The following is a 10324-nucleotide window of genomic DNA, read 5'->3' on the forward strand; positions in this document are numbered from 1 at the left end:
TGGGCGAGGTTAATGATCAACCCTCAGGCGCGGCCACAATTGGTTGCATGGCTATTGATGCCGATTCTCGAGACGGCAGGCTTCTTTCTCGATGCCTATGCACTCGACTGGTTCAGTGACGCCTTTCTCGAACCGGCGAGCATTCATCAATAGCCCGCCCTTGATGCCGCCGATGAAGGCGAAGGCGCCTGGGCGGTTGCCGCTATGCTCCCCTGACAGATCCACCGCCACGCTGTTGGGCCTGACCTCATACACCCAGCCGCCGTTTGCCGCTTCCGTGACCGCCCAGATCTTGGCGTCGCTATAGTCACGAAACGCCACGATGACCGATTGAACGGAAGGAGACTCCGGGCTGCTCGCCCAGCGCAAGACCGGTGGTTGCGAGTTTCTTGCCCGTAAGCCACTGGTCAGTGCATCCGCCCCTTGTACGGGGTTGATTCTCAAGGAGCCCACCGCCCAGAGAGATTCTTTGTTCGTCACCCAGGCCAGGCCTTCTGGTGGGGTAATCTTGCTCCAATCGATGGGCGTCGCCGCGACTTCCAGCATCGTCTCGTGACCGGAGGGTTCATGATAGCCCAGGTTGGCGACGCAATCGGTCAGGTCGGTTTTTTTGCAGGCCTGCTTGATAAACTGCCCTTTGACCCCGCCGGGGTAGCTGATCTCTTCCTCGCCGATGATGGGCCCCCCCGATTCCTGTTGGTCGATGCCATGGGGGGCCTTGAACTCGAATACCCATTCATTGGCAAAGCTCTGGGCGATACGCTGGCTACGCGTGGTACTGCTGTAGACCGAGCGCTGGGCCCCAGCCCCGTGCTTGAACCAGTCGTACATCCACGTGGCCTCAGGGAAGGCCACGGATTTGGGCAGCAAGCCGTCCCGGAAAGCCTCCAGGCCTTGATTGGTCGTGTCTCCCCGATAGAGCGTGTCCAGGTCGGTCCGCCAACGCAATAAGGGTTGGGTCTTGCGGATATCCACGCTTGGATCCGCCGTGACTTGCAGCCAGGCTTCGTACCAGGGTTCTTCTTTTCGGTGCTGGGAGAGCTGGGTCGCTCCCCACGCGTTATTGCCTGGCTGCCACGCCGCTCCGATTATCACCACCGCGACAGTTGTCGCCCGTATGAAACCGTTGCCTTTATTCATGATCTGGACACCTCAGCTGAAACGAGGGCGCCAATCGAATCACATACCTCATGATGAAATATCTTCGAATTGACAGTTGTGCTACCCGGTTGCGCGGTGCGGAGGCACTGTTGGAAGTGCGCCTCCCCGGCTTGGCGGGAGCTTGGGTTGATCGCCTTGGGTCTGCTGCGCAGCCCAGCGGGAGCATGCTCCCTCGCCACAGGGGGCTAGGCCCCTGCATCGATCTTGCGACCATGCGCCAGACCATCCAATGCCTGCCATAACCTCGGCGCCTTCTCCCCCAGCAGTAAGTGCCAGACGCCACCTTCCAGCGGGCTCATACCCTGACAACCTAACCTTTGGAGCTGACTTTCCGACAAGCTCCTGTCGTCGGCCAGCCGCACCCGTAACCGGCTCGTCGCCACGCAATCGAGCTGCAGGAGGTTGTCCTGGCCTCCCAGGGCGTCCAGCCATTGTTGCGCTTCGGTGCTGGAAAGGGCGGCTGGCGTCGTCGGTACAGGGACATTCGGTACCGGCGCGGTGACCGGGCGAGTGAAAGAGGGCACTGCCAGGCGGATTTCATCGGCTATGCTGTCGGCCATCGGCCCTACCACCACCTGCAGGCTCCCGCCGTTACCGGGGCGCACCACGGCCATGGCGCCGAGGGCCTTGAGCTGGGCGTCGGACGCCTTGTTGCGATCCACCATGTCCAGCCGCAAGCGCGTGGTGCAGGCACCGATGGTAATCAGGTTGTCAGCACCGCCCAACGCCTGGATGTAGGCCGCAGCCCGCTGGTTTTCGGTGATGGTCGGTTTGTCGCCTGCCGGCACCTCTTCACGCCCCGGAGTCTTCAGGTCGAAGCGGCGGATGCAGAAGTCGAACACGGTGTAGTAAATCACCGCGTAGGCCAGGCCCACCGGGACGACCAGCCAGCCGTTGTTCGATTTGCCCCAGCCCAGGACCATGTCGATGAAGCCGCCGGAGAAGGTAAAGCCCAGGCGGATGTTCAGCCAGTCGGTGATGGCCATCGACAGCCCGGTGAGCAAGGCATGCAACAGGAACAGCAACGGCGCGAGGAACATGAAGGCGAATTCCACCGGTTCGGTGACCCCGGTGAGAAACGAGGTCAGCGCCATGGACAGCAGAATCCCGCCCATGACTTTGCGCCGCTGGGGCAAGGCGTTGCGGTACATCGCCAGGCAGGCGGCGGGCAGGCCGAAAAGCATCACCGGGAACATGCCGGTCATGAACTGGCCGCCGTTGGGGTCGCCGGCAAAATAGCGGGTCAGGTCGCCGGTCACCACCGCACCGGTGTGCGGGTCGGTGAAGCTGCCGAAGATGAACCAGGCCATGTTGTTGAGGATATGGTGCAGACCGGTGACGATGAGCAGTCGGTTGAACACCCCGAACACGAATGCACCCAGGCTGCCACTTTCCATCAACAGCGCGCCGAAGCTGTTGATGCCTTGCTGGATCGGCGGCCAGATCAGGCCGAACACCAGTCCCAGGCCCACCGCGCTGAAGCCGGTGACAATCGGCACGAAACGCCGGCCACCGAAGAACGCCAGGTACTCCGGCAGTTTGATGTCCTTGAATCGGTTATACAGTGCCCCCGCGAGCAGGCCGCTGATGATCCCGGCGAGCATGCCCATGTTGATGCTGGCGTCGAGCACCTTCAGCGTGGCGATCATTACCAGATAACCGATGGCCCCGGCCAACCCCGCCGTACCGTTATTGTCCCGGGCGAAACCCACGGCGATGCCGATGGCGAAGATCATCGCCAGGTTGGCGAAGATCGCCTGCCCGGCAGCGTGGATGATGGCGATGTTCAGAAGATCGGCGTCGCCCAGGCGCAGCAAAAGGCCGGCGATCGGCAGGATCGCAATGGGCAGCATCAGTGCCCGGCCGAGACGTTGCAGTCCTTCGATGAAATGCTGGTACATGGCGGTTCTCCCTTATTGTTCTTCGACGTACTCAGCCCAGGGGCCAGTGTTGATGACAGGCCTGGCGCACCGCAGCGGCACTGCCCAGATTCAGCAATTCGGCGCTGAGGCAAGCGCACTTGACGGCATCGAGGTCGCGCACCCGCGCCTTGATCTCGCCGATCTGCGCCGGGCTGACCGACAGTTCGCGCACGCCCAGCCCCACCAGCACCGGCGTCGCCAACGGATCGGAAGCCAGGGCGCCGCACACGCCGATCCAGCGCCCATGCCTGGCCGCGCCGGCGCAGGCCTGGGCAATCAGTCGCAACAGTGCCGGGTGCAGGGCATCGACCCGGGCGGCAAGGCCGGCGTGGTCGCGGTCCATGGCGAGGGTGTACTGCGAAAGGTCGTTGGTGCCGATGGACAGGAAGTCCGCATGCTCGGCCAGTTGTTCGGCCAGCAAAGCGGCCGCCGGTACTTCGATCATCACCCCCAGTTGCGGCCGTTCGCTCAGGCCCGATTCCCTGGCCAATGCATCCAGGCGCTGGCGGATGTGCAGCAGTTCATCGACTTCGGTGACCATCGGCAACAGGATCCGGCAACGGTCCAGCGGACGGGTTTGCAGCAAGGCTCGCAGTTGCTGGTCGAGCAATTCCGGGCGCACCTGAGCCAGGCGAATACCCCGCAGGCCCAGCACCGGGTTGGCTTCGGTCGGCAGCGGCAGGTAATCCAGTTGTTTGTCGCCGCCGACATCGATGGTGCGGATGATCACCGGCTTGTCGCCCATGGCGTCGAGCACGGCTTGATAGCTTTGGCGCTGTTCTGCTTCGCCCGGGGCCTTTTGGCGGTCGACGAAGAGGAATTCGGTGCGCAACAGCCCCACACCGTCGGCGCCGTTCGCCAAGGCCTCGGCCGCATCGGCGCTGGAGGCGACGTTGGCCGCCACTTCGACAATCACCCCATCTACGGTGCGGGCCGGTGTGTGGGCGCTGGCGTGTTGTTGAGCGCGGCGAGCGGCTCGCTGGGCATGTGCCTGTTGCACCTGGGTCAAGCGCTCGGCGGTGGGACGCAGTTCGAGGCGGCCTGCGTCGGCGTCCAGCACCACCGACTGACCCTGTTCCTGTTCCAACAGCGCCGCGCCCAGCGCTACCAGGCACGGCATCCCTTTGCCTCGGGCCAGGATGGCCACGTGGGAGGTGGAGCCGCCCTCGACCATGCACACCCCGGCCACACCCTGGGCGCTGAGTTGCAGCAGGTCCGACGGGGTCAACTCCTGGGCAGCGACAATTGCCCCCGTCGGCACGTCGAATTGCCAGGTTTCCCCCAGCAGTGCCCGCAGGACCCGCTGGCGCAGGTCACGCAGGTCGTTGGCGCGCTCGGCCAGCAGCGTGCTGCCCAGTTGCTCCAGCACCCGGCATTGCGCGTCGATGGATTGGCTCCAGGCGTGGGTCGCGGCGCTGCCCTGGTCGATGCACAGGTGAGCGGCGTCCAGCAGGATCGGGTCTTCCAGAAGCGCCAGGTGGGCGCTGAAAATCGCTTCTTCGTCGCGGTTGCGCCGGGCCCTGGCGTTGTCCAGCGTCAGGTGGATGTCACGGCTGACGTGGGCCAAGGCACGGCTCAGTTGCTGGCGCTGATCCTCGACATCGTGGCCGCCCGCATCCTCCGGCAACTGAATACCGTTGAGCCGGACCAGCGGCCCGGCCACCAGGCCGGAGGCGGCGCATACGCCGTGCAGCACGCCATCTTCGGCTGGGCGGCCATGGGTTTTGAGCGCAGGCGCTGCGGCGTGGGCTTCCTCGGCCAGGGCGGTGGACAAGGTTATCAGCAACGCTTGCAGCGCCGCTTCGGCATCGTCGCCACGGCAACTGACCTGCACTTCTGCCTGCTCGGTGATCGCAAGGCCCATCATCCCCATGAGGCTGTCGCAGGAGGCCGACTTGCCGCCGAAATGCAGCTGCGAGCGACTCTTGAAGCCTTGGGCGGTCTGGCGTATCAATGCCGCCGGCCGCGCGTGCAGACCGCCGCGATGGGCGATGCGGATCTGGCCGAAAACCTCGATGCCGACGTCCTGAGGTTCGGCCGTTGACGAGCCTGTCGACGCGGCGACGATATGCAGCAGAGGCTCGCCGACCTTTACGCCCTTGAGGGTGACAGGCAGCGCCTGGAAGCGCTCGCCATTGGTGATGACCAACAGGCTGACCAGGCTCTTGCAGCGCAGCGCCACTTTATCCACGTCATAACGCAGCAAGGGCTGGCCGTTGCTGACCCGTGCACCTTCCTTGACCAGCATGGAGAAACCGTCGCCACGCAGCTCGACGGTGTCCAGCCCCAGGTGCAGCAGCAGTTCGGCGCCATTGTCGGCCCGCAGGGTCACGGCGTGGCCGGTGCGGGCGACATGGATCACTTCGCCGTCACAGGGTGCATAGAGGGTGTCGTTCAGCGGATCGATGGCGATCCCGTCGCCCATGGCGCCGCTGGCGAACACGGCGTCCGGAACATTGGCGAGGGTGAGCACCGGGCCGCTGAGCGGGGCGCTGAGGGTCAACTCTTTATTATTGTTGGGCATGGCGCGCTCTCATCAGGCTTCGTTAGTCAGTGCGTACGGGTGACTTTGCTCAGGTGCCGCGGTTGGTCGGGGTTCAGGCCCCGGGCCACGGAGAGCTGGGCAGCCATCCCGTAAAAGCTCTGGATCGCCAGGATCGGGTCCAGGGCCGGGTGTTCGGCGCGGCTCAGGGTCAGGTCGCGTTCGGCAATGTCATCGGGCGCCGCCAGCAAGACCCGGGCGCCGCGCTGGCGCATGTCGCCGGCCAGGCTCAACACGCCGGCCTGCTCGGCGCCGCGAGGGGCGAAGACCAGCAGCGGATAGTTCTCATCGATCAGCGCCATCGGCCCGTGGCGCACCTCGGCGCTGCTGAAGGCTTCAGCTTGGATCGCCGAGGTTTCCTTGAACTTGAGCGCTGCTTCCTGGGCGATGGCGAACCCGGCGCCACGGCCGATCACCATCAGCCGCTGACAGGCGCGCAGGGCCTCGACGGCGGGGCTCCAATCCTGATGGGCGGCCTCGCGCAAACCGTCGGGCAGGGCAGTGCCGGCCTCCAGCAATTCGGCGTCGTCCTTCCACTGGGCCACCAACCGTGCGCTGGCGCTGAGGGTGGCGATGAAACTCTTGGTGGCGGCGACGCTGCTTTCGACGCCGGCGCACAGCGGCACGCTGAATTCACACGCCGCTTCCAGGGGCGAATCGAGGGCATTGACCAGGGCCACGCTCAAGGCACCGCGCTTGCGTAACAGGCGCAGGCTGTTGACCAGGTCCGGGCTCTGTCCCGACTGGGAAAAGCCGAACGCCACTTGGCCGCTGACCTTGAGCGGTGCCTGCTGCATGGTCACCACCGACATCGGCAACGACGCCACCGGCAAACCCAGTTGCTGCATGGTCAGGTAGGCGAAGTAGCTGGCGGCGTGGTCGGAACTGCCACGGGCGATGGTCATCGCCACTTGCGGCGGCTGACGGCGCAAGCGTCCGGCGATTTCCCGCAAGGCCGGGTCCAGCTGCTGTAACTGGCGTTCGACGGCTTCACAGGCGGCGAGGGCCTCTTCAAGCATTTTGGAAGTCAATGGCTTCTCCTTCGACCATCACGTCGGTCAGGGTCAGGGAACGGTCAAGGCGCACGCAGTCGGCCCAGGCGCCGGGGTGCAGGCGACCGCGCTCGGGCAGGCCGAGGTAGTCGGCGGGAAACTGAGAGAGGCGTTGCGAGGCTTCGGCGATGGGCAGGCCGATTTTCACCAGGTTGCGCAGGGCCTGGTCCATGGTCAGGGTGCTGCCAGCCAGGGTGCCATCGGCCAGCCGCACGCCGCCCAGACATTTGGTCACGGTGTGGCTGCCCAGCTTGTACTCGCCGTCGGGCATGCCCGCGGCCGCGGTGGAGTCGGTGACGCAGTACAGGCATGGGATCGAACGCAAGGCCACGCGCATGGCGCCGGGGTGGACGTGGAGCAAGTCGGGGATCAGCTCGGCATATTGCGCATGGGCGAGGGCCGCGCCGACGATCCCCGGTTCGCGGTGATGCAGCGGGCTCATGGCGTTGTACAAATGGGTGAAACTGCTGGCCCCGGCCGCCAACGCCGCGACGCCTTCTTCGTAGCTGCCCAGGGTGTGGCCGATCTGCATGCGCACGCCTCGGGCACTGAGGGCGCGGATCAAGGCATCGTGGCCGGCGATTTCAGGGGCGATGGTCATCACCCGGATCGGCGCCAGGGCCAGATAGCCTTCCACTTCAGCCATCAGCGCGGTGTGGGCGAAGTTCGGTTGCGCGCCCAGTTTGCCGGGGTTGATGTAAGGGCCTTCCAAGTGCACGCCCAGGACCCGGGCGCTGCCGTTCGGACGCTGCTCACAGAACTCGCCGAGGGCCTGCAGCACGCTGGCGATCTCTTCGCTGGGCGCGGTCATGGTGGTGGCCAAGAGTGCGGTGGTGCCAAAACGCAGGTGGGTGCGGGCGATGGTCTCGAACGCCGGGGCGCCTTGCATGATGTCCTTGCCACCACCGCCATGGACATGCAGGTCGATAAAACCGGGCAGCAGGTAGGGCAGGTCGTTACCCGCCGGGTCGCAGGGCTGGCCTTCGATGGCCACGACTCTACCGTGCTCATGGAGCAGGCGGCCGCGAACCCAGCCGTCGCAGGTGAGGATGTTGTCTTCGGACATGGGAATTCTCTGGTCGTCTAGCGCCGCAGTTCTGCGACAAAGTCGTAGTAGTCGTTGCGGCAATAGGTGTCGGTGACTTCGATGGGCGTGTTGTCTTCCAGGTAGCCGACCCGGGTCATCAGCAGCATGGCGGTGCCCGGGGCGATGCCCACCAGGGCGGCGAACTCGTCCGAGGCGTTGATGGCCTGGATGTGTTGCAGGGCGCGCACCACCGGCTTGCCGATGCTGTCGAGAAACGCGTAGAGCGAATCGCCCACCGCCTGTGGCTTGGGAATAATCGAGGCGGGCAGGGTGCTCATCTCGATGGCCATGACCGTATCGTCGGCCTTGCGCAGGCGCTTGAGTCGCGCAACCTTGTCGGCGGGCGACAGGCCCAGGCGGATCAGTTCTTCGTGGGTCGGCGGGGTGATGTCCCGTTCCAGCCACCGGGAGCCGGGCACGAAACCCTTGAGCCGCAGCATTTCACTGAAGCCGCTCAGGCGTGACAGCGGTTGTTCCAGGCGCGGGGTGATGAACGTGCCCGAGCCTTGGTTGCGACGGATCAGGCCTTGTTCGAACAACACTTCCAGTGCCTTGCGGGCGGTGACCCGGGAAATGCCGAGTTGCTCGCTCAAGCTGCGTTCGGACGGCATGGCTTGTTCGGCTTTCCATTGGCCGGCGTGGATTGCGGCTTCCAGGTTGCGGGCCAGTTGCAGGTACAGCGGTGTGGGCTGGGTGTCGTCGGGGCGTAGGGCCTGGATGTCGTTCATGTGGTGTCCGATGCGGTTATTGAGTTGTTTGTCGCCCGGTAAGTGGGGTGGAAACTAATACCACTTGAATACCATGTCAACGCTGCTTGCCCAGGGTTTAGTGGCGTTGTTGGAGAGGTTTGGTGGGGTGGGATGAAAGTGGTATTAGAGGTCAGGGATTCAACGGCAAGGATCGCCGCCTGCGACAACGCCTAGGGTGCGAACTGGTATTCATCTGTAGGCAATTTCTGAAGGCAGGATTTTTATTTTTCGATGCTGACGGGCGGTCGTCCGAGACTACCCGGGCTGACGCGCTGTTGTGGCGAGGGGATTTATCCCCGCAGGGGCCGCAGCGGTCCTAAAACCTGACAACGGTGTCAGGCAAATTGAGTTGCCTGCTTTGGGGCTGCTTTGCAGCCCAGCGGGAGCAAGCTCCCTCGCCACAGAAACTGCGGTCTGTCAGACGCACCGAAGTTTCCGACATGTTTTTAGGGTTGTCCCTCGGAAGTAGGGGCTCTAGCTTTCAGAACTCGCGGTCCCTCGGGCATGAGCCCCAACATCTCCAAGTGTAAGCTATCACTCACTGGCCGGTGGCAAGGCAGGGTGGCAGCTCTGCGCTCCAAGGAGCAACATCAGCATCTGAGGTCAATATGGAATTGCCGGACATGATCATCCCCCGTCTGAATATGAACACCGCTCTGGGGCAGGCTTTGGTTTCAATGTTCAAGTCCGTCGAAGCGGAGCTGACGGTCGAAAATGCAAAACCAGGGGCGGTTAAAGTCATCGTGTTCGGTGGGTGCGCAGTGCACCTTTATACAAATCATCGTGTTTCTACTGATGTTGACGCTGAAATTTATGAGGCCAGCCTCCCGGAAGACTTCCATCTTCGAACGTTACTCGCAGAGATACCCGAGCGATTTGTCGATGAGAGGTCTGGCCGGTTGATGGAGCTAAACTACGACCTGCAATACAACACAAGCTTTGGTCCGATTCACGAGGACTACTGGGTCCGAAGTCTACCCCTTGAAGAGTTTCCGCTAGAGTCCCCTCTCCACGTTCACATTGCTGCACCTGTGGATATTGCAATTTCAAAACTGGGTAGGGCAACGGATCAGGACATTGGCGATATCATGGCCCTCCTGAGAGCAGGCTTCATATTGACCGCCGAGCTGCGCCGACTGGCATTGCAGGCGATTGATGTATATGTTGGCAACAAAGAGCCCCCAACCTCGGTCCTTACCTACATTTTGAAAAGTTATTTGGAGAATACAGATGACAAAGCCTGCTAACGGCCGCGTCCTCTCATCCGCTCTGGACACATTGGTCAAAAGCCCATTGAAGCAGGCAGATGACGCTGCGCTTGTGAGTGCAGCCAAGGCTGTCTGGTATTCAAATTCGGACCTGATGAGTGTCGCTCAGGCTTTTCTAAGTCGGCACGCTGATGAGGTCGAGGTTCGTCGCGCAGGGTATTTGCTCGAGCGGTTCACCCGTTTTTCATGCGTAACCGATAGCCGTGTGTCGGAAGTCTTCAAGGCGCTTGAGCTGTTCTGGCGTTCGGCACCTAAGCATGAAGTGACTTCACAGGCCGCTGTTACGCTTCGCAGTCGTCGTGATGAACTCGCCCTCTCGTGGGGGATGAGTGAAGGTCTTGGTTTGAAGGTACAGGTCCTCATGCCTTTTCAGACTCGGCATTATGAGGCTGAGCAGCGCGCAGCATTTGTTTGAATTCAAATGTTGTGATCAAACCCGGCTTAGGCCTAATGCTGTTCACTTAAGCGGAGCGGCCTTACGATCTACCGGATACCGAGTTTTGGAAATCTTCACTGTCCTCGGCCGCCCTGGCCTTGGACGGT

General features: G+C 62.9%; 8 protein-coding genes. 2 read left to right on the top strand and 6 right to left on the bottom strand.

Translation table 11 applies throughout. The annotated features are described in order from the left end of the window. Positions 1–51: 51 nt before the first annotated feature. From FBY02_RS26550 to FBY02_RS26575, 6 genes are all read right to left on the bottom strand, one after another. The gene (locus tag FBY02_RS26550) at positions 52–1140 is read right to left on the bottom strand and encodes a hypothetical protein (protein WP_144931284.1); all 1089 of its coding nucleotides are present in this window, start codon (positions 1138–1140) and stop codon (positions 52–54) included. A 206-nt stretch (positions 1141–1346) separates the two neighbouring features. Next, positions 1347–3062, bottom strand: coding sequence for an N-acetylglucosamine-specific PTS transporter subunit IIBC (gene nagE, locus FBY02_RS26555; RefSeq protein ID WP_144931286.1), 1716 nt, complete (start codon positions 3060–3062; stop codon positions 1347–1349). 31 nt (positions 3063–3093) lie between these two features. Next, positions 3094–5607, bottom strand: a complete 2514-nt coding sequence (gene ptsP / locus FBY02_RS26560; protein ID WP_144931288.1) for a phosphoenolpyruvate--protein phosphotransferase — start codon at positions 5605–5607, stop codon at positions 3094–3096. A 26-nt stretch (positions 5608–5633) separates the two neighbouring features. Next, on the bottom strand, positions 5634–6656 hold the full coding sequence (locus FBY02_RS26565; RefSeq protein WP_144931290.1) for an SIS domain-containing protein: 1023 nt from the start codon (positions 6654–6656) through the stop codon (positions 5634–5636). Continuing rightward, positions 6637–7743 carry an N-acetylglucosamine-6-phosphate deacetylase gene (gene nagA / locus FBY02_RS26570; RefSeq protein WP_144931292.1) on the bottom strand — a complete coding sequence of 369 codons (1107 nt, stop codon included), beginning with the start codon at positions 7741–7743 and terminating at the stop codon, positions 6637–6639. Before nagA ends, FBY02_RS26565 begins: the two co-directional genes overlap by 20 nt. A gap of 17 nt (positions 7744–7760) precedes the next feature. Beyond that, complete coding sequence (locus FBY02_RS26575) at positions 7761–8492, bottom strand: GntR family transcriptional regulator (protein WP_144931295.1); 732 nt, start codon at positions 8490–8492, stop codon at positions 7761–7763. Positions 8493–9136: 644 nt separating this feature from the next. On the opposite strand from FBY02_RS26575, the gene FBY02_RS26580 reads away from it, so the two are divergent. Both FBY02_RS26580 and FBY02_RS26585 read left to right on the top strand, forming a co-directional pair. Beyond that, positions 9137–9760, top strand: a complete 624-nt coding sequence (locus FBY02_RS26580; RefSeq protein ID WP_256662569.1) for a DUF6036 family nucleotidyltransferase — start codon at positions 9137–9139, stop codon at positions 9758–9760. Beyond that, the gene (locus FBY02_RS26585) at positions 9744–10196 is read left to right on the top strand and encodes a hypothetical protein (RefSeq protein ID WP_144931301.1); all 453 of its coding nucleotides are present in this window, start codon (positions 9744–9746) and stop codon (positions 10194–10196) included. The genes FBY02_RS26580 and FBY02_RS26585 overlap by 17 nt, the downstream gene beginning before the upstream one ends. Positions 10197–10324: the final 128 nt, after the last annotated feature.

Origin of the sequence: Pseudomonas sp. SJZ078 (genome assembly GCF_007828255.1) — a bacterium.
Lineage (GTDB): Bacteria > Pseudomonadota > Gammaproteobacteria > Pseudomonadales > Pseudomonadaceae > Aquipseudomonas.

Bases quoted from the DNA above. Each gene is read 5' to 3' on its own strand.
- FBY02_RS26550 (WP_144931284.1), bottom strand. From the start codon at position 1,140: ATGAATAAAGGCAACGGTTTCATACGGGCGACAACTGTCGCGGTGGTG.
- FBY02_RS26575 (WP_144931295.1), bottom strand. From the start codon at position 8,492: ATGAACGACATCCAGGCCCTACGCCCCGACGACACCCAGCCCACACCG.
- nagA (WP_144931292.1), bottom strand. From the start codon at position 7,743: ATGTCCGAAGACAACATCCTCACCTGCGACGGCTGGGTTCGCGGCCGC.
- FBY02_RS26585 (WP_144931301.1), top strand. From the start codon at position 9,744: ATGACAAAGCCTGCTAACGGCCGCGTCCTCTCATCCGCTCTGGACACA.
- ptsP (WP_144931288.1), bottom strand. From the start codon at position 5,607: ATGCCCAACAATAATAAAGAGTTGACCCTCAGCGCCCCGCTCAGCGGC.
- FBY02_RS26580 (WP_256662569.1), top strand. From the start codon at position 9,137: ATGATCATCCCCCGTCTGAATATGAACACCGCTCTGGGGCAGGCTTTG.
- nagE (WP_144931286.1), bottom strand. From the start codon at position 3,062: ATGTACCAGCATTTCATCGAAGGACTGCAACGTCTCGGCCGGGCACTG.